The following is an 18,543-nucleotide window of genomic DNA, read 5'->3' on the forward strand; positions in this document are numbered from 1 at the left end:
TCCCCTACCCCCCTCTCTTCCTTTCTCCCCCCTCAAACCACCCGGGCCGGCCTCCCGCAGCTTGCGGGAGCCCGGCCGGACGGGGCAGGACCCGAGAGGTCGGATCCGGCTGCTCAGACCTGGAGGAGCGCCTCCAGGGGGGCACCCGCCAGGGCCGGCGTCAGGCGGTCGCGGCCGCCCAGGAAGCCGAGCTCCATGAGGACCGCCACGCCGGCGACCTCGGCGCCCGCGCGGCGGATCAGCTCCAGGGAGGCCTCGGCCGTGCCACCGGTGGCGAGGACGTCGTCGATGACCAGGACGCGGTCGCCCTCGGTCAGGTCCTCGGCGTGCACCTCGATCTCCGCGGAGCCGTACTCCAGGTCGTACGCCTGGCGGAGGGTGGCTCCGGGGAGCTTGCCCGCCTTGCGCACGGGGATGAAGCCGAGGCCCGCGCGGACGGCGACCGGGGCACCCAGGATGAAGCCCCGCGCCTCCAGACCGACGATCTTGGTGGCGCCGGTGTTCTGGGCGATCTCGGCCAGCGCGTCGGTGAGGGCCGTGAAGGCCGCCGGGTCCGCGAGGAGCGGGGTGATGTCCTTGAACATCACGCCCTGCTCCGGGTAGTCGGCAACGTCGCGGATACGGCTGAGCAGCAGCTCTCGGATGTCGGTCATCGTCGCTTTCCGGAAGGTCGGCCGCGGCCCCGGGTACGGGGCGCGGACTGATCGCGCGGGCCTACGACGGCGGGTGCGGCGTCGTCGGGGTGACCGATGACACCGGCGGACCGGCCGTCGGCGAGCTCGCCCTCCGCGGCGGCCTGGGCCCGCTTGGCCAGGACGCGCTTCCTGAGCGCCTTCATCTGCGGCTCGCGCTCCTTGAGATCGGCGACGAGCGGCGTGGCGATGAAGATCGAGGAGTACGCACCGGCCGCGAGGCCGACGAACAACGACAGCGAGATGTCGTTCAGCGTACCCGCACCGAGGACACCGCCGCCGATGAAGAGCAGGCCGGCGACCGGCAGCAGCGCGACCACGGTGGTGTTGATCGAGCGGACCAGGGTGCCGTTGATCGACTGGTTGGCGATGTCGCTGTAGGTGAAGCGGGTCTGCTTGGTGATGTCCTTCGTCTGCTCCTTGAGGCTGTCGAAGACGACGACCGTGTCGTAGAGCGAGTAACCGAGGATCGTGAGCAGGCCGATGACCGTGCCGGGGGTGACCTCGAAGCCGACCAGCGCGTAGACACCGGTCGTGATGGTGATGTCGTGGATCAGCGCGACGAGCGCCGCGACGGCCATACGCCACTCGAAGGCGATCGCCAGGTAGATCACGACCAGGACCATGAAGATCGCCAGGCCCTCCCAGGCCTTGTTGGCGACCTGCTCGCCCCAACTGGGGCCGACCAGGTCGGCGTTGATCTTCTCCGGGTTGAGCTGCAGGTCCTTGGCGAGGGAGTCCTTGATGGCGTCGGACTTCTGGGTGTCCACGCCCGCGATCTGGATGCGCATACCGCCCGTGCCGAGCTCCTGCACGACCGCGTCATGGCCGGCCGCGGACTCCGCGTACCTCTCGGCCTGGGCGACGGAGACGCTGGTCTTCGGGGTGGTGAAGACGGCGCCGCCCTGGAAGTCGATGCCCAGGTGCAGGCCGCGTACCGCCAGACCGACGATCGCCGTGATCGTGATCAGGATGGAGACGCCGTACCAGATCTTGCGGTGCCCGATGAAGTCGTAGCTGATCTCGCCGCGATGCAGTCGTGCGCCGAGGTTGCCGAGTTTCGACATCGCTCACGCCTCCTTCGTCTGGGCAGGGCCGGAGGCGGGACCGGCGGGACGGCGGGTACGGCGCAGCGGCGGCTTGGCACCCAGGCTCTTCGGGTCGAGGCCCGACCACTTGTGACCCTGCGCGAAGAACTTGCGGCGGGCGAGGATCGTCATCAGCGGCTTGGTGAAGAAGAAGACGACGACCACGTCGAGCACGGTGGTCAGACCCAGCGTGAACGCGAAGCCCTGGACCTTGCCGACGGTGACGATGAACAGCACGGCCGCGGCGAGGAACGAGACGAAGTCGGAGACGAGGATGGTGCGCCGGGCGCGCGGCCAGGCCCGCTCGACGGCGGGGCGCAGGGAGCGGCCCTCGCGGATCTCGTCCCGGATGCGTTCGAAGTACACGATGAACGAGTCGGCTGTGATACCGATCGCGACGATCGCGCCGCAGACGGCCGGCAGGTTCAGCGCGAAGCCGATCGCCGGGCCGAGCAGTGCCATGATCACGTAGGTCAGGATGCCGGAGATCAGCAGGGACGCCATCGCGACCAGGGACAGGCCCCGGTAGTAGAACACCAGGTAGAGCACGACCAGCGCGAGGCCGATCGCGCCGGCGAGCAGACCGGCGTGCAGCTGCTCACCACCGAGCGCCGCGGTCACCGTGGTGACTGTGTCCTCCGTGAACGTCAGCGGCAGCGCACCGTACGACAGCATGTTGGAGAGGCTCTGGGCCTCCTCCTGCGTGAAGTGGCCGGTGATCTCCGCCTGGCCGCCGGTGATGGACTGGCTGACGTACGGGCTGGAGACGACCTCGCCGTCGAGGACGATGCCGAACTCGTTCTGCGGCTGCTGGTTCTTGGCGAGCTGGGCCGTGATGTCGGCGAACTTCTTGGCTCCGGTGGAGTCGAAGTTCATCTGGACCTGCCAGCCGGAGGCGCCCTGGGTGTCGAAGACCGCCTGGGCCTTCTTGACCTCGGTGCCGTCCACGGCGGCCGGGCCGAGCACGTACTTGTACCAGACCTTGTCGACCTGGCCGCAGGCCACGGTCGACTCGCCGGGCTTGGCGGTCTTGCCGGCGGTGGCGCGGGCCGACGGCTTCGAGCAGTCAAGGGCGGCGTACTGGGCCTGGAGCTTGGCGGCCGCACCGCCGATGCTGTTGTTCGGGGCCCCGGAGGGGCTGGCGGAGGACGGGGCGCTCGGGGTGGCGGACGGCTTGGCGCCGGCCTTCAGCGCGTCGGAGACGGCGCGGCCCTGGGGAGTGGCGGAGGCCGCCGGGGAGGACGTGGACGCCTTCTGCTTGGCAGCGGACGGGGTCGCCGACGGGTTCGGCGAGCCGTTGGAGCCGGAGCCGGGCGACGCGCTCGGCGACGGGGTCGCCTTGCCCGGCGCGCTGGGCTCGGTGGCCAGGACCGGGCGGAAGTACAGCTTCGCGGTGGTGCCGACCTGCTCGCGGGCTTCCTTGGAGTTGGTGCCCCTGGGGATGTTGACGATGATGTTGTCGTTCCCCTGGGTCTGCACCTCCGCCTCGGAGACGCCGAGGCCGTTGACACGGCGGTTCATGATCTCGACCGCGGTGTCCATGTTGGCCTTGTTGATCGCGGACCCTTGGTCGGCCTTCGCCTTGAGCGTGATGCTCGTGCCACCGGCAAGGTCGATGCCGAGACGCGGAGTGGTGTGCCCTGAGGCGAACATGCCTCCGGTGAGCGCCACGATGGCGATCAGGATGAGGGCCAGCGAGCGCCCTGGCTTGCTCGGGGCGCTCGCACTCCGGCCCTTCTTAGGTGCTGCCACCTTCTCGTACTCCCTCTCGGGCCGCCCCGCGCCGCGTCGGTGCGGTCGGCCATGACATGGTGTCGGGATCCCGTGCGGGAAACAGACGCGCCCGGAGTGCGCGCGGCGCGAACCCTCGCGCCGCGCCACCCCGGGACGTGACTACTTCGCGTCGGAGTCGCCGTCGGTCTTCTTCGGCTCTGCGTCCGCCTTCGCCTCGGCCTTCTCCGGCTCGTCGTCGGCCTTCGTCTCGGCGGGCTCGGCCTTGTCAGCCTTGTCGGCCTCGGCGGCCGGCTCCTCGGCCGCGTCCTTCTCGTCCTTCTTCGCGTCCTTCTTACCGAAATCGACGGCCTTGTCGTCGGAGGCGGCGGCGTCGACGGGCGCGTCGGTCTCGGTGAGGGAGGAGGCGTCGTCCGGGACGATGTCCGCGTCGGACTTCAGGTCGTGCTCGATGCCGTGGACGATGCGGTTGTACTCGTCGTCGGTGAGAACGGCGCCGATCGCGTTCTTCGCGAAGAGGAGATCCACGCCCGGGGCGGCGTCGAGGAGGACCGTGTCCTCGCTGACTTCCTTGACCGTCGCGTACATCCCCCCGATCGTGCGGACGCCGGATCCGGGCTGCATCTCGTTGCGCATGGAGGCGGCCTGCTGCTGCTTCTTCTTGGCCGAGCGCGTCATCAGGAACATGGCCGCGATGAGCACGATGAACGGGAGGAGGGTCAAGGTATTCACGGGACGGGGTTTCCTTCGCACGACCGCGGCGGACAGCGGCCTGGTGGATGGTGGTGTGGTTGACGCCACCGCAAGGGCGGCATCGGCGGAGTCTAAGCGAGTCCGCATGCAGGGAACAACGCCCAGCATGGCACCTGGGTTCCTGGCGCCGCCAATGCCCTCGCCGATCCCCTGGCCGTCACGCCCCGAACAGGTCCCGTTGTCCGTTTCCCCCGGGCGCTCCGCCGGGCGGGGTGAGACCGAGGTGCGCCCAGGCCGCGGGCGTCGCGACGCGTCCACGGGGGGTGCGGGCCAGCAGTCCCTCCCGTACGAGGAAGGGCTCGGCGACCTCCTCGACGGTCTCGCGCTCCTCCCCCACCGCCACGGCGAGGGTGGACAGGCCGACGGGGCCGCCGCCGAACAGCTTGAGCAGCGCCTCCAGGACGGCGCGGTCGAGCCGGTCGAGGCCGCGCGCGTCCACCTCGTAGACCCGCAGGGCCGCCGACGCGACGTCCCTGGTGATGATCCCGTCGGCCTTGACCTGCGCGTAGTCCCGCACCCGGCGCAGCAGCCGGTTGGCGATGCGGGGCGTGCCGCGGGAGCGGCCGGCGATCTCGGCTGCGCCCTCGGGGACGATCTCGACGTCGAGCAGTCCGGCCGAGCGGTGCACGACACGCTCCAGCTCGGTCGGCTCGTAGAACTCCATGTGCGCGGTGAAGCCGAAGCGGTCGCGCAGCGGGGGCGGCAGCAGGCCCGCGCGCGTGGTGGCGCCGACCAGGGTGAACGGGGGCAGTTCGAGCGGGATGGCGGTGGCGCCGGGGCCCTTGCCGACGATGACGTCGACACGGAAGTCCTCCATCGCCATGTACAGCATCTCCTCGGCGGGCCGCGACATCCGGTGGATCTCGTCGAGGAAGAGGACCTCGCCCTCCTGGAGGGAGGAGAGGATCGAGGCGAGATCGCCGGCGTGCTGGATGGCGGGACCGCTGGTGATGCGGATGGGGGCGCCCATCTCGGCCGCGATGATCATCGACAGGGTGGTCTTGCCGAGTCCGGGGGCACCGGAGAGCAGCACGTGGTCGGCGGTGGCGCCCCGCGCGCGTGCGGCGCGCAGGACGAGGTCGAGCTGCTCGCGGACCTTCTCCTGGCCGATGAACTCGCCGAGGTCCTTGGGCCGCAGGGCGGCCTCGACGGCCTGGTCCTCACCGTCGGCGGAGGCACCGACGAGCCGGTCGGGAGCGGCGGCGGTGTCGGCCGTGTCGTCCCAGTTCACTGAGATCTCCTAGCTGGGGGCGCAGATGGTCAGCGGGCGCGGTTCAGGGTCTGCAGGGCCGCCTTCAGCAGCTGTCCCACCTGCGGCGCGCCCTCGGCGGCCTCGGCCTGCGGAGCCACGGCGGTGACGGCCTCGTCGGCCTCACGGGTCGCGTACCCGAGGCCGATCAGGGCCGCGTGCAGCTGGTCGCGCCAGCCGGTGGAGACAGGGGCGCCGACCGCGGGGGCGCCCACCGGCTCGCCGAGCCGGTCCGTGAGCTCCAGCAGCAGTTTCTGGGCGCCCTTCTTGCCGATGCCGGGGACGGCGGTGAGCGCCTTCTCGTCACCGGTGGCGACGGCCCGGCGCAGGGCGTCCGGGGTGTGCACCGCGAGCATCGCCTGGGCGAGGCGCGGGCCGACGCCGCTCGCGGTCTGCAGCAGCTCGAAGACCTGACGCTCGTCGTCGTCCGCGAAGCCGTACAGGGTCAGCGAGTCCTCCCGTACGACGAGGGAGGTGGCGAGCTTGGCCGACTGGCCGAGCCGGAGCGTGGAGAGGGTGTTCGGCGTGCACTGGACGGCCATGCCGACACCTCCCACCTCGACCACCGCTACGTCGGGAGCGAGGGCGGCGACCGTGCCGCTCACGAAGGCGATCATGCCGTACGGCCTTTCGTTGCGTGGGTGGTGTGCAGGGCGACGGCCTGCTGGAGACGGTTCTGGGCGGGGGCGCGCCAGATGTGGCAGATGGCGAGCGCGAGGGCGTCGGCGGCGTCGGCGGGCTTGGGCGGGGCGGCCAGCCGGAGCAGCCGGGTGACCATGGCGCCGACCTGTGCCTTGTCGGCGCGGCCGCTGCCGGTGACTGCGGCCTTGACCTCGCTGGGGGTGTGCAGGGCGACGGGGATGCCGCGGCGGGCGGCGCAGAGCATCGCGACGGCACTGGCCTGGGCGGTGCCCATCACCGTACGGACGTTGTGCTGGCTGAAGACGCGCTCGACGGCGACGAACTCGGGCCGGTGCTCGTCCAGCCACTGCTCGATGCCCTGCTCGACGGCCACGAGCCGGTGGCTCAGCTCGGCGTCCGCCGATGTGCGTACGACCCCCACGCCGACCATGGTGAGCGGACGGCCCGCGACCCCCTCGACCACCCCGACACCGCACCGGGTCAGTCCGGGGTCCACCCCCAGTACACGCACCTGTCCCCTCCTTCGCTTGCCTGTTTGTGCAGGCTATCCGGTGTCACTGACAACGGCGGCCAGCGCCTCCCGGCAAAGCGACGGGCCGACGGGAGATGTCCCGTCGGCCCGTGAGACCTGCGAAGCTCGCGGCAGCGCCTACGCGTCGACCTTCTCCATGACCTCGTCGCTGACATCGAAGTTGGCGAAGACGTTCTGCACGTCGTCGCTGTCCTCGAGCGCGTCGATCAGCTTGAAGATCTTCTTGGCGCCCTCCTCGTCCAGCTCGACCTGGACGGACGGCACGAAGCTCGACTCGGCCGAGTCGTAGTCGATGCCCACCTCCTGGAGCGCGGTGCGGACCGCGACCAGGTCGGTGGCCTCGCTGATGACCTCGAAGGTCTCGCCGAGGTCGTTGACCTCCTCGGCACCGGCGTCCAGGACGGCGCCGAGCACGTCGTCCTCGCTCAGCCCACCCTTGGGGACGATGACGACGCCCTTGCGGCTGAACATGTACGACACGGAGCCCGGGTCGGCCATGTTGCCGCCGTTGCGCGTCATGGCGACACGCACGTCGGAGGCGGCGCGGTTGCGGTTGTCGGTGAGGCACTCGATGAGCACCGCGACACCGTTCGGGCCGTAACCCTCGTACATGATCGTCTCGTAGTCGGCGCCGCCGGCCTCGAGACCGCCACCGCGCTTGACCGCGGAGTCGATGTTCTTGTTCGGGACCGACTGCTTCTTCGCCTTCTGGATGGCGTCGTAGAGCGTCGGGTTGCCCTCGATGTCGACGCCGCCCATGCGCGCCGCGACCTCGATGTTCTTGATCAGCTTCGCGAAGAGCTTGCCGCGCTTGGCGTCGATCACGGCCTTCTTGTGCTTCGTCGTAGCCCATTTAGAGTGGCCGGACATCTGCCTGTCTCCTTCGCGTAACTCATCTCTGTACGAACCCCAGAGATCCTACAAGGACTCCCGGGTCCGGTCGGCGCGCACCATGTCGACGAACAGGGCGTGCACACGGTGGTCGCCGGTCAGCTCCGGGTGGAACGACGTGGCGAGCGCGACGCCCTGACGGACCGCAACGATGTGGCCTTCGTGTTCGGCGAGCACCTCGGCACCGGCGCCGACGGACTCGACCCACGGGGCGCGGATGAAGACGCCCTCTACAGGATCGCCCTCGACTCCCTTGACGTCGACCGCCGCTTCGAACGACTCGTTCTGCCGGCCGAAGGCGTTGCGGCGCACGATCATGTCGATGCCGCCGATCGTCTCCTGGCCCGAGCGCGGGTCGAGGATCTTGTCGGCGAGCATGATCATGCCCGCGCAGGTGCCGTAGACGGGCATACCGTCCCGCACGCGCGCGCGGAGGGGCTCCATCACTCCGAAGAGGACGGCCAGCTTGGAGATCGTGGTGGACTCACCGCCGGGGAGGACGAGGCCGTCCACCTCGGCGAGTTCTTCGGGGCGCCGCACCGGCCTGGCCACGGCGTCGGCCGCGGCCAGGGCGATGAGGTGCTCCCGTACGTCGCCCTGGAGGGCCAGGACGCCGATGACGGGGGTGTTCATGGATGTCGTGCCCTACCAGCCGCGGTTGGCGTAGCGCTCGGCCTCGGGGAGGGTGTCGCAGTTGATGCCGACCATGGCCTCGCCGAGGTTGCGGGACGCGTCCGCGATGATCTTCGGGTCGTCGTAGAAGGTGGTGGCCTTCACGATGGCGGCGGCGCGCTTGGCCGGGTCGCCGGACTTGAAGATGCCGGAGCCGACGAAGACGCCCTCGGCGCCCAGCTGGCGCATCAGCGCGGCGTCGGCCGGGGTCGCCACGCCACCGGCGGAGAACAGCACCACCGGGAGCTTGCCCAGCTCGGCGACCTCCTTGACCAGCTCGTACGGGGCGCGCAGCTCCTTGGCGGCGGCGAACAGCTCGTTGTGGTCGAGGGCGCGCAGCTTGCCGATCTCGTTCTTGATCTGGCGCAGGTGGCGGACGGCCTCGACGACGTTGCCGGTGCCGGCCTCGCCCTTGGAGCGGATCATCGCGGCGCCCTCGGCGATGCGGCGCAGGGCCTCACCGAGGTTGGTGGCGCCGCACACGAAGGGGGTGGTGAACGCCCACTTGTCGGAGTGGTTGACCTCGTCGGCCGGGGTGAGGACCTCGGACTCGTCGATGTAGTCGACGCCGAGGGACTGCAGCACCTGGGCCTCGACGAAGTGGCCGATGCGGGACTTGGCCATGACCGGGATCGAGACCGCGTCGATGATGCCCTCGATCATGTCCGGGTCGGACATGCGGGCCACGCCGCCGTCCTTGCGGATGTCGGCCGGGACCCGCTCCAGCGCCATGACGGCGACGGCGCCCGCGTCCTCGGCGATCTTCGCCTGCTCCGGCGTGACGACGTCCATGATCACGCCGCCCTTGAGCTGCTCGGCCATGCCGCGCTTCACGCGCGCGGTGCCGGTCTCGGGGGTCTGGGCGGAAGCATCGGGAAGCGTGGTGGACACGGGTGACCTCACTCGGTGAAGACGATGTTGTGCTGGACCGAGGAAACGTGAGGGAAGAGGGCCACCGCAAGGGCCAATACGAAGGCGGTGGATCCTTTTCAGGGCGGTATTCGGTGGTCGGCCCTCGCGCCGGCCCCTACACCGCCCGCTCGACCAGGGCCGTCGGCGGCTCGTCGTCCATCTCGAAGGCCATGGGGAAGGGCGCGTGGCCCGCCAGCCGGAACCACCGCACCTTCCGGTGTTCGCGCAGCCGCCGCGCCGCGCCCACCGCGTCGTTGTGGAAGCGGCGGGCCATCGGCACCCTGCGCACGGCCTCGGTCAGCTCCCGCGCGGCCTCCTCGCCCCCGGCTGCCCGGCGGACGGCCTCCACCTGCTGGGCCTCGGCGAAGACGGCCCGCAGCGCCTGGCTCAGTTCGCTCTCGGCGACCTCCCGCTGCTCCTCCTCGGCCTGCCGTGCGTCGTGCGCGGCCTCGTAGAGCAGGATCGAGGCCGCCGGGTCCAGCACTCCGGAGGTGGCCAGTTCCTGTGTCACCGAGGCGCGGCGCAGCAGCTGCGCGTCGAGCGCGGCACGGGCGGCGTCGATCCGGGCGTGCAGCCGGTCGAGCCGGCCGGCCGTCCAGCTGAGATACAGGCCGATCGCGACCAGGGCGACGAGGATCCAGATGAGGGTTGCGGTCACGGGGGCTGATTATTGCCGACCGATGTCGTGCCGTAACCCCGCACCGGCCCCCACCGGCCCTCCGCGTCAGCCCCGCGCCAGTCCGAACCGTGCCCGCAGCCCCGACCGTTCGTCCGTCGCCACCGCCGCCGCGCCCGCCGTCACCGTCTCGTACACGGAGAGGATGTCCGCGCCGACCGTCGACCAGTCGAAGCGCCGCACATGGGCGCTGCCGCGCTCGCGCAGCTCGGCCCGGCGCTCCGGGTCCCCGAGCAGCCGTACGGCCGCCTCGGCCAGTGCGTCGGCGTCCTCGTTGGCGAACAGCTCCCCCGCCGCCCCCTGGTCGAGGACCTGGGCGAAGGCGTCGAGATCGGAGGCGAGCACCGGGGCGCCGGCCGACATGGCCTCGACGAGGATGATGCCGAAGCTCTCGCCGCCGGTGTTGGGCGCGACGTACAGGTCGACGCTGCGCAGGAAGCGGGCCTTGTCCTCGTCGCTGACCATGCCGAGGAACTCGACGCGGGAACGGAGTTCGGCGGGGAGGGTCTCGACCGCCTCCTTCTCGTCGCCGCGGCCGGCGACCAGCAGCCGGGTCTGCGGGCGCGCGGCCAGGATCTTCGGCAGGGCCTTCATCAGCACCGGCAGGCCCTTGCGGGGCTCGTCGATGCGGCCGACGAAGCCGATCGTGTCCCCCTGCCACTCGGGCTTCGGCTCGGCCTTGGCGAAGAAGTCGACGTCGACGCCGTTGGGGATCACGACCGCGTCCCCGCCCAGGTGCTCGACGAGGGTGCGGCGGGCGTACTCGCTCACGGCAATGCGCGCGCTGATCTTCTCCAGTGCGGCCTGGAGGATCGAGTACGCGGCGATCATCGCGCGGGAGCGCGGGTTCGACGTGTGGAAGGTGGCCACGATGGGGCCTTGCCCGGCCCAGCAGGTGAGCAGGCCGAGCGACGGCGAGGTCGGCTCGTGGATGTGGACCACGTCGAACGCCCCGTCGTGCAGCCAGCGGCGCACCCGGGCCGCGCTCAGGAAGCCGAAGTTGAGCCGGGCCACCGAGCCGTTGTACGGCACCGGGACCGCGCGGCCCGCCGAGACGACGTACGGCGGCAGCGGGGTGTCGTCGTCGGCCGGGGCGAGGACGGACACCTCGTGGCCGAGCCGGATGAAGTAGTCGGCCAGGTCGCGGATGTGGAACTGGACGCCGCCCGGCACGTCCCACGAGTACGGGCAGACGATGCCGATCCTCACAAGGTCCCCTTACCCGGATCCGTGGCCGGTGCCTTCGCGGGATCGAGGTCTGCGAGCCAGAGCCGCTGCAGCATGTGCCAGTCCTCCGGATGATCGGCGATCCCGGTGGCGTAGGCATCGGCCAGCGCCTGTGTCATGACAGACGTCTTCTCGGCCCGCGTACCTGTCTCGGGTACCTCGATCGGGGCATGGACGCGGCCCTGCATGACGGGCGAGTCGTCGTACCAGAGCGTCACGGGCAGCAGGAGCGCGCCCGTCTGCTGGGCGAGGAGCGCCGGGCCCGCGGGCATGCGCGCCGTCTCGCCGAAGAACTTCACCTCCACACCGGAGGCCGACAGATCGCGGTCGGCGACCAGGCACACCAGGCCGCCGTCGCGCAGCCGGCGGGCCAGCGTGCCGAACGCGGAGCCACCGCTGTGCGGCAGGACCTCCATGCCGAGGCCCTCGCGATAGGCGACGAAGCGGTCGTACAACGTCTCTGGCTTGAGGCGCTCGGCGACCGTCGTGAACGGGGTCTCCAGCTTGGTGGTGACCCACGCGCCCGCCAGGTCCCAGTTGGCCAGGTGCGGCAGGGCGAGTATGACGCCGCGGTCGGAGGCCAGGCCGTCGGTCAGGTGGTGGACGTCCTTGGGGTCGAAGCCCGCCTTGATCCGCTCGGCGCTCCAGGCCGGCAGCCGGAACGACTCCATCCAGTAGCGCAGGTACGAGCGCATGCCCGCGCGCGAGAGCTCGGCCAGCCGCTCGGGGCTCGCGTCGGGCACCACGCGCGCGTAGTTGCTCTCCAGCCGCTTCACACCGGCTCCGCGCTGCTTCCAGGCGAGGTCGGCGACCGTGCGGCCGAGCCGTGCGGCGACCGGCTCGGGAAGCTTCTTGACGGTGCCCCAGCCGAGACCGTACAGCGTGTCGGTCAGCCGTTCCGAGGTGCTCACTTCGCCGCCTCGCTCCCCTGGGACGCATTGCCCCGCCCGGCCGTGGCCTCCGCCTCCGCGGACTCCCGGCGCACCGTGACGACACGCTGGACCAGCGTGACCAGGCTGCCCGCGGCGACGATCCACAGGGCGATGGGAAGCAGGTACTGGATGCCGGGCACACCGAACTTGTGCAGGCCCGCGAATCCGGCCGCGACCAGCGAGATCACCAGCCGCTCGGCACGCTCGACGAGCCCGTTGACGGCGACCGGCAGCCCGATCGACTCACCACGGGCCTTGGTGTACGACACTACCTGGCCGCTGGCCAGGCAGAAGATCGAGACGGCGCACAGGACGTTGTCGTTCCCCCCGCCCGCGTACCACAGGGCGAAGCCCGCGAAGATCGCGCCGTCGGCCACCCGGTCGAGGGTGGAGTCCAGGAAGGCGCCCCAGCGGCTGGAGCGGCCCAGCTGGCGTGCCATGTTGCCGTCGACCAGGTCGGAGAAGACGAACAGCGTGATGACGACCGTGCCCCAGAAGAACTCACCCATGGGGTAGAAGACCAGCGCACCCGCGACCACACCGGCGGTGCCGATGAGCGTGACGGCGTCGGGACTGACACCCCGGCGGATGAGAAACGCGGCGAACGGCGTGAGGACACGCGTGAAGAATGCACGCGCGTACTTGTTCAGCATGGCCTTCCCGACGGTCGGTGGCGCCGGCCCCTGCTGGCCACCGGCTGGCCCATCGTAGCCAGGCGTGCGTGTGTACGACGGCCGGGCGCGTCCCCACGCGCGCGCGGGCACGACGATCCGGGCACCCGCATCCCGTGTCCCGAACCGGCGCCACCCGGGTCCTGGCAGGATCGCGTCCTCCGTATGGACGCACCGTGACGTGAGTGGAAAGCTCGAAGGACCGCGGGCGTCATCGGAGCCGCCACCGCACGCGGCCCGACGTGCCCGCGCCCACAGTGACCTCACCGTGCACGGGAGGCAAGGCCATGGGCGACAAGGCGAACACAAACCCCGGAGCCGCCGGCAGGGCTACGGCGGCCGACCACCCCGCGTCCGTACGGAATGTGGTGCTGGTCGGCCACTCCGGTTCGGGCAAGACGACTCTGGTGGAGGCTCTCGCGCTGACCGCGGGAGCCGTGAACAGGGCGGGCCGCGTGGAGGACGGCGGCACCGTCTCCGACTACGACGACATCGAACACCGGCAGCAACGCTCCGTACAGCTCTCCCTCGTCCCCGTCGAATGGGACGGAATCAAGATCAACCTCCTCGACACCCCCGGATACGCCGACTTCGTCGGCGAGCTCAGGGCCGGTCTGCGCGCGGCGGACGCGGCCCTCTTCGTCGTCTCCGCCTCGGACGGTGTGGACGGCTCGACCCGGATGGTGTGGGAGGAGTGCGCGGCCGTCGGCACGCCGCGGGCCATCGTCATCACGCACCTGGAGGCCGCGCGCGCGGACTTCGAGGAGATGACCCGGGTGTGCGCGGAGGCGTTCGGTGCGGACGACCCCGACGCCGTACTGCCGCTGTACCTTCCGCTGCACGGCCCGCAGCAGCCCGACGGGCACGCGCCCGTGACGGGACTCATCGGCCTGCTGTCGCAGCGGCTCTTCGACTACGCGTCCGGGGAGCGCAAGGAGTCCGAGCCCGGCCCGGACCAGTTGCCGCGGATCGAGGAGGCCCGCAACCGGCTCATCGAGGGCATCATCTCGGAGAGCGAGGACGAGACCCTCATGGACCGCTACCTCGGCGGCGAGCAGGTCGACGTCAAGACGCTGATCGAGGACCTGGAGAAGGCCGTGGCACGCGGCGCCTTCTTCCCCGTCCTGGCCGCCGCCCCCGCCGCCGAGGGCGCCCGGCAGGGGATCGGCACGGTCGAGCTCCTGGACCTGGTCACCAGGGGCTTCCCGACGCCCCTGGAACAGCAGGCGCCCGCCGTCACCACGGTCGACGGCAGGTCGCGCGAGCTGCCGGCGTGCGATCCGGACGGCCCGCTGGTCGCGGAGGTCGTGAAGACCGCGTCCGACCCGTACGTCGGCCGGGTCTCCCTGGTCCGGGTCTTCTCGGGCACCCTGCGCCCCGACGAGACGGTGCACGTCTCCGGGCACGGGCTGGCCGACCGCGGGCACGAGGACCACGACGTCGACGAGAAGATCGGGGCGCTGTCCACGCCGTTCGGCAAGCAGCAGCGGCCGGTGACGCACGCCGTCGCCGGTGATCTGGTCAGCGTGGCCAAGCTGGGCCGCGCGGAGACCGGGGACACGCTCTCGGCCAAGGACGACCCACTGCTCATGGAGCCGTGGCAGATGCCCGACCCGCTGCTGCCGCTGGCCATCCACGCGCACAGCAAGCCCGACGAGGACAAGCTCTCCCAGGGCCTGAGCAGGCTGGCCGCCGAGGACCCCACGATGCGCCTGGAGCAGAACCAGGACACCCACCAGGTGGTGCTGTGGTGCCTGGGCGAAGCCCACGCGGACGTCGCCCTGGAGCGGCTGCGCAGCCGCTACGGCGTCCAGGTCGACGTCGTACCGCACAAGGTCTCCCTACGGGAGACGTTCGCGAACAAGGCAGCCGGGCGCGGGCGGCACGTCAAGCAGTCCGGCGGGCACGGGCAGTACGCGATCTGCGAGATCGAGGTCGAGCCGCTGCCGGGCGGCTCCGGCATCGAGTTCGTCGACAAGGTGGTCGGCGGCGCCGTACCGCGGCAGTTCATCCCGTCGGTGGAGAAGGGAGTAAGGGCTCAGGCCGCCAAGGGAGTTGCCGCCGGCTACCCGCTCGTCGACGTCCGGATCACCCTGCTGGACGGCAAGGCGCACTCCGTGGACTCCTCCGACGCCGCCTTCCAGACGGCGGGCGCGCTGGCGCTGCGGGAGGCCGCGGCCGACGCGAGGATCCATCTGCTGGAGCCGGTCGCCGAGGTGAGCGTCCTGGTCGGCGACGACTACGTGGGCGCGGTGATGAGCGACCTGTCGGGGCGCCGGGGACGCGTGGTCGGCACCGAACAGGTGGGCTCCGGGCGGACCCTCGTCCGGGCCGAGGTGCCCGAGTTCGAGATCGGCCGGTACGCGGTCGACCTGCGCTCGCTCTCCCACGGCACCGCCCGCTTCAACCGCACCTACGCACGGCACGAGCCGATGCCGCCGCAGATCGCCGAGAAGATCCGGGAACAGGAGCAGGACGCCTGACAGACGCGAACAGGAGCAGAACGGCCACCGGTTGACAGGCGCCCGGCGATCGACCCGGCGCCGCGCCGACTTCCTCGTTCCCCCTCCGCGCCGGCGCCGCGGAGGGGAACGGCCCACCGAAAGGGGGTGCTTTGGCCGTACGCCGACGGATGTCACTGCCGGTGGATACGCTGATGACCTGATCAACAGGTGTGCGCGGCAAGGAAGTCGGGAAGGCCGCAGATGCAGCGGGTGCGGCGGCGAGGGGGCGGCAGTGACGGACGGGTTCGACTTCAGTCCCGGGGCGCAGGTTCCGTTGTCCGGCTCGGACGGCCAGACGGCGGCGACCTTCGCGCTGGCCTCGGCCGCGTACCGGGACGACGAGGTCACGAAGATCCTGGAAGCCGACAACGAATGGCACCAGTCGACGGTCAAGGACCCGCGCCCCTGGGCCCGCATCTTCCGGCCCAGGCTCGGTGAGGCCTTCTCCCGCGCGGTGATCGACCGCATGCTCGGCGCCAAACGCAAGCCGCTCATCCAGTCCTTCGGCATCGAACCCCAGGTCGTCGTGGAGCACTGCCTGGCGGCCCACCGCATGCGCCGCGAACGCGACAACCGGCTCGCGGCGGCGATGGTGCTGTGCGGACTGCTCTTCCTGCCCGGACTCCTCGTCTGGCTCATGGTGTTCACCATCCGCACCGCCGTCAGCGGCCGCAAGAACCGCGGCGCGGGCCCGCTCGGCACCGCGCTGCTGGTCGCCGTCGGCGCACTCGCCGTGATCTTCCTGATCCGTACACCGTTCACGGGCTTCTGGGCGTGGTACACACGCGCGGCCGTCGTCATGCCGGTCGTCGGCTGGTTCTGGGCCCGGCAGATCTGCGAACGCACGGCGCGCGATCTGCGGGAGGGATGGTCGAGCCTGCTGTCCGGCGGCGGCCTGGGCGCGAAGATCCCCGAGGCGGTCCCCGGCAGCCCCGGCGACGCGGCCGAGCAGGTGCGCAAGGAGCTGGCCCGGCTCAGCGCCGAGCAGCGCTCGAACTCCGTCTTCTACGCCGGCCCCAAGGGCATACTCGGCATGGGTACGCGCTGGGGCAGCTGGCAGCTGGCCGAGGACCTGGTCTCCGCCGACCCCGACAAGGAGTTCCACCCCTTCCGCAGCTGGGACGTCATCACCGCGATCCAGGGCGGCCTGGCCATGCTGGAGCGGACCCCCATCAACACCGGCGGCTTCCCGAAGCCGTCGATAACGCACTGGATCGTCACGCCGATCGGGGAGAAGGCGAAGGAGGTCTCCCGGCCGAGCGGCACCGACGTGGACGCGTACACGGTCAAGACGCACGCGATACAGGACATCTGCAACAAGCAGCAGTTCGGCAGCGGCGACCGGCACTACCTCGGGGTCCAGTGGACCCTGTGGGACGGCCAGCTGGTGATCACCATGCTGATCACGGTGACCGTGCTCCACGACACCCTGCGCATCGAGGTCACCGGACACGCCCTGGGGCCGGTCAACTCCCTGTTCACCTCGAAGCCCGCCGCCAAGGAGAGGGAGGTGCAGAAGGCGCTCCGGTTCTGGGAGACCCGCAAGGTGAAGCTGCCGCTGGTCGACACCGACGAGGTGGTACGCCTCGCCGCGCGCGCCCCCTTCACCTGGTATCCGCCGCTGCTCAACTGGCTCGGCGGGTCACTGACCCTGCCGGAGCCGTTCGGCCTGCGCCATGCCTGGGCCGACCAGCCCTGGCGGCACCGCTTCATGGCCGACGACGCGCTGCGCGCGGCCACTCCGGTGCTGCGGGTGGTGCACGCGGCGGCGCTCAAGGTGCTCAAGGAGAACGGTGTGAACACGGAGAAGTTCGGGACCCGTTCTTCAGCCCTCAGCGTGACGGTGCAGGACGTCACTCCGAAGAAGGCCGACGTCTACGACGCGTGAGAAGGCGTCGCGGCCCACGGTGGACGCCGGCCGCGGTCGAGGCCTGCCGCGCCGTCGCGGCAGGCCACCGTCGACGCAGGACCTCGATCACTTACTCGGGCCAGGCCTCCGCCAGCATCTTGCGCGTGTCCGCCAGCAGCTGCGGCAGCACCTTGGTGTGACCGACCACCGGCATGAAGTTCGTGTCACCGCCCCAGCGGGGGACGACATGCTGGTGCAGGTGCGCGGCGATGCCCGCACCCGCGACGGTTCCCTGGTTCATACCGATGTTGAAACCATGGGCGCCGGAGGCGGTGCGCAGGGCCGTCATCGCCTGCTTGGTCAGCTCGGCGAGTTCCGCGGTCTCCGGCCCGGTCAGGTCGGTGTAGTCGGCCACGTGCCGGTACGGCACGGTCATCAGGTGGCCACCGTTGTACGGGTAGAGGTTGAGCACCGCGTACACGTGCTCACCGCGCCGCAGAATCAGCCCGTCCTCGTCGGACTTGGCCGGAATCGAGCAGAAGGGGCAGCCGTCACCGGCCCCCGGACCGGTCGGCTTGTTCTCACCCTGGATGTACGCCATCCGATGGGGCGTCCACAGGCGCTGGAACGCGTCCTGCGTCCCCACTCCGATCTGCTGTTCCGGCTCACTCGTCATGCTAGGCAGCATATGGCTTCGCCCGTACGCGGCGTGTCGGCAGGGTTGGAGCAGCGGGATTCCGGGCCAAGCTGGGCCGGTGTACGACGACAGTCCCGCGGCCCGCTGGGAGCGGCGCACCGCGATCCCTCTCAGCGTCGCCTCGCTGGTCTTCCTCGGCGCGTACGCGGTGCGGGTCCTGGCCCCCGGCCTCCCGGAGCCGTGGCGGGACCTGTGCTGGTTCGCGCTGCTGGCCTGCTGGGCGATGTTCGCCGTGAACTACGCGGTGTGCTGGCGGCTCAGCGGGCAGGGGCTGCGCTTCGTGCCGACGCACCCGCTGGACACCGTGGCGCTGCTCCTGCCGCTGCTGCGCCCGCTGCGCGTGGTCCGGTTCTACGAGACCATGCAGCGCCGGCGCGGGCAGCCCCGGCTGTCGCTCCACGAACGCGTGATCGCCTACGCCGGGCTGTCCGCCGTGCTGCTCGGATTCACCGGCGCCCTCGCCGTCTACCAGCAGGAGCGGGACGCGCCCGGCGCGAACATGCGGACGTTCGGGGACGCCGTGTGGTGGGCCTGCTCGACCCTCAGCACCGTCGGATACGGGGACGTCGTCCCCGTGACCCCGATGGGCCGGGTGATCGCGGTCGGGGTGATGGCCTGCGGTCTGGCGCTGCTGGGGGCGGTCACGGGGTCGTTCTCGTCCTGGATGCTCCAGGTGTTCTCCCGGGAGGACGAGAACCGGGACATCGAGAAAAGGCCCCCGGGAGGCTGAGGCGGATTCAAGGGGTCGTTGCAACACGCGGTTGTTTGATCAGGCCGTGAGTAGTTTATGCAGGCGCTCGGCTGGGGTTTCCCAGTCGAGCGTTT

The 18,543-nt window shown here is 70.7% G+C and carries 18 protein-coding genes; 3 read left to right on the forward strand and 15 right to left on the reverse strand.

Annotation, left to right across the window (positions count from 1 at the left end; genetic code table 11):
- Positions 1 to 113 precede the first annotated feature (113 nt).
- From ABZ910_RS35120 to pgsA, 14 genes are all read right to left on the reverse strand, one after another.
- Entirely contained in the window at positions 114 to 653 is a 540-nt protein-coding gene (locus ABZ910_RS35120; protein ID WP_361373293.1) for an adenine phosphoribosyltransferase, read from the reverse strand.
- Positions 650 to 1,759 carry a protein translocase subunit SecF gene (gene secF / locus ABZ910_RS35125; protein WP_361373295.1) on the reverse strand — a complete coding sequence of 370 codons (1,110 nt, stop codon included), beginning with the start codon at positions 1,757 to 1,759 and terminating at the stop codon, positions 650 to 652. Before secF ends, ABZ910_RS35120 begins: the two co-directional genes overlap by 4 nt.
- 3 nt (positions 1,760 to 1,762) lie before the next feature.
- Complete coding sequence (secD, locus tag ABZ910_RS35130; protein ID WP_361373297.1) at positions 1,763 to 3,532, reverse strand: protein translocase subunit SecD; 1,770 nt, start codon at positions 3,530 to 3,532, stop codon at positions 1,763 to 1,765.
- Positions 3,533 to 3,673: 141 nt separating this feature from the next.
- Positions 3,674 to 4,243, reverse strand: a complete 570-nt coding sequence (gene yajC, locus ABZ910_RS35135; RefSeq protein WP_361373299.1) for a preprotein translocase subunit YajC — start codon at positions 4,241 to 4,243, stop codon at positions 3,674 to 3,676.
- Between the two features lie 178 nt (positions 4,244 to 4,421).
- Positions 4,422 to 5,495: a Holliday junction branch migration DNA helicase RuvB gene (gene ruvB, locus ABZ910_RS35140; protein ID WP_361373301.1), complete on the reverse strand. Its 1,074-nt coding sequence runs from the start codon at positions 5,493 to 5,495 to the stop codon at positions 4,422 to 4,424.
- Positions 5,496 to 5,524: 29 nt separating this feature from the next.
- Positions 5,525 to 6,130, reverse strand: a complete 606-nt coding sequence (gene ruvA / locus ABZ910_RS35145) for a Holliday junction branch migration protein RuvA (protein ID WP_361373303.1) — start codon at positions 6,128 to 6,130, stop codon at positions 5,525 to 5,527.
- On the reverse strand, positions 6,127 to 6,666 hold the full coding sequence (gene ruvC / locus ABZ910_RS35150; RefSeq protein WP_361373305.1) for a crossover junction endodeoxyribonuclease RuvC: 540 nt from the start codon (positions 6,664 to 6,666) through the stop codon (positions 6,127 to 6,129). Before ruvC ends, ruvA begins: the two co-directional genes overlap by 4 nt.
- Positions 6,667 to 6,804: 138 nt before the next feature.
- Positions 6,805 to 7,557 (reverse strand): YebC/PmpR family DNA-binding transcriptional regulator, encoded by a 753-nt coding sequence (locus ABZ910_RS35155; RefSeq protein WP_361373307.1) that lies wholly within the window; start codon positions 7,555 to 7,557, stop codon positions 6,805 to 6,807.
- Positions 7,558 to 7,605: 48 nt separating this feature from the next.
- Complete coding sequence (gene pdxT, locus ABZ910_RS35160) at positions 7,606 to 8,211, reverse strand: pyridoxal 5'-phosphate synthase glutaminase subunit PdxT (protein WP_361373309.1); 606 nt, start codon at positions 8,209 to 8,211, stop codon at positions 7,606 to 7,608.
- A gap of 12 nt (positions 8,212 to 8,223) precedes the next feature.
- Positions 8,224 to 9,141 carry a pyridoxal 5'-phosphate synthase lyase subunit PdxS gene (gene pdxS / locus ABZ910_RS35165; protein ID WP_361373311.1) on the reverse strand — a complete coding sequence of 306 codons (918 nt, stop codon included), beginning with the start codon at positions 9,139 to 9,141 and terminating at the stop codon, positions 8,224 to 8,226.
- A 136-nt stretch (positions 9,142 to 9,277) separates the two neighbouring features.
- The gene (locus ABZ910_RS35170) at positions 9,278 to 9,820 is read right to left on the reverse strand and encodes a hypothetical protein (protein WP_361373313.1); all 543 of its coding nucleotides are present in this window, start codon (positions 9,818 to 9,820) and stop codon (positions 9,278 to 9,280) included.
- 66 nt (positions 9,821 to 9,886) lie between these two features.
- Entirely contained in the window at positions 9,887 to 11,047 is a 1,161-nt protein-coding gene (locus ABZ910_RS35175; protein WP_361373315.1) for a glycosyltransferase family 4 protein, read from the reverse strand.
- Positions 11,044 to 11,976: a phosphatidylinositol mannoside acyltransferase gene (locus ABZ910_RS35180; protein ID WP_361373317.1), complete on the reverse strand. Its 933-nt coding sequence runs from the start codon at positions 11,974 to 11,976 to the stop codon at positions 11,044 to 11,046. Before ABZ910_RS35180 ends, ABZ910_RS35175 begins: the two co-directional genes overlap by 4 nt.
- Positions 11,973 to 12,650 carry a phosphatidylinositol phosphate synthase gene (gene pgsA / locus ABZ910_RS35185; RefSeq protein WP_361373319.1) on the reverse strand — a complete coding sequence of 226 codons (678 nt, stop codon included), beginning with the start codon at positions 12,648 to 12,650 and terminating at the stop codon, positions 11,973 to 11,975. Before pgsA ends, ABZ910_RS35180 begins: the two co-directional genes overlap by 4 nt.
- Positions 12,651 to 12,955: 305 nt before the next feature.
- Here pgsA and ABZ910_RS35190 point away from each other — a divergent pair, with 305 nt between their 5' ends.
- Together ABZ910_RS35190 and ABZ910_RS35195 are read left to right on the forward strand one after the other, a co-directional pair.
- A complete protein-coding gene (locus tag ABZ910_RS35190; RefSeq protein WP_361373321.1) occupies positions 12,956 to 15,151 on the forward strand; it encodes an elongation factor G-like protein EF-G2 in 2,196 nt (731 codons plus the stop codon).
- A gap of 253 nt (positions 15,152 to 15,404) precedes the next feature.
- On the forward strand, positions 15,405 to 17,060 hold the full coding sequence (locus ABZ910_RS35195; protein ID WP_361373323.1) for a hypothetical protein: 1,656 nt from the start codon (positions 15,405 to 15,407) through the stop codon (positions 17,058 to 17,060).
- A gap of 91 nt (positions 17,061 to 17,151) precedes the next feature.
- Here ABZ910_RS35195 and ABZ910_RS35200 read toward each other — a convergent pair whose 3' ends face one another.
- Complete coding sequence (locus ABZ910_RS35200; protein ID WP_361373325.1) at positions 17,152 to 17,709, reverse strand: HIT domain-containing protein; 558 nt, start codon at positions 17,707 to 17,709, stop codon at positions 17,152 to 17,154.
- 67 nt (positions 17,710 to 17,776) lie between these two features.
- Between ABZ910_RS35200 and ABZ910_RS35205 the strand changes: the two genes are divergently transcribed.
- The gene (locus ABZ910_RS35205) at positions 17,777 to 18,448 is read left to right on the forward strand and encodes an ion channel (protein WP_361373327.1); all 672 of its coding nucleotides are present in this window, start codon (positions 17,777 to 17,779) and stop codon (positions 18,446 to 18,448) included.
- The last annotated feature ends 95 nt before the right edge of the window (positions 18,449 to 18,543 follow it).

The organism is Streptomyces sp. NPDC046805 (assembly GCF_040645355.1).
Classification (GTDB): domain Bacteria; phylum Actinomycetota; class Actinomycetes; order Streptomycetales; family Streptomycetaceae; genus Streptomyces.